Here is a 348-nt window from a genome sequence, read left to right on the forward strand (position 1 = left end):
GTGGCGTCATGCTTTCCGTAATGCATTCGGCCCGACATGGACATTGCTTGGCCTCATCCTCGGCAATCTTCTGGCCGGTGTTGCGGTTGTTGAAACGGTTTTCACCATTCCGGGTCTTGGCCGTCTGCTGGTTAATGCGATCTTTGCCCGTGACTATCCGGTTATTCAGGGCTGCCTGTTGTTCATCGCCGGTATCTACGTGGTGGTGAATCTGATTGTTGATCTCGTCTATCCGTATTTTGATCCGAAGGTGACGGCACAATGAAACATCTGCCTTTAAACCTTCTCATCGGCGGCACTCTGGTTAGTAGCATCGGCTGTGTTATGCTGGTCGGTTCCTTCTGGACG

The 348-nt window shown here is 52.0% G+C and carries 1 protein-coding gene; it reads left to right on the top strand.

Annotation, left to right across the window (positions count from 1 at the left end):
* The coding region (locus tag HBA93_RS19595; RefSeq protein ID WP_221724404.1) for an ABC transporter permease subunit at nucleotides 1–265 on the top strand (265 nt) is incomplete at its 5' end.
* Nucleotides 266–348 lie beyond the last annotated feature (83 nt).

Source organism: Ochrobactrum sp. SFR4, assembly GCF_019730395.1.
In the GTDB taxonomy this organism is placed as follows: Bacteria; Pseudomonadota; Alphaproteobacteria; order Rhizobiales; family Rhizobiaceae; genus Pseudochrobactrum.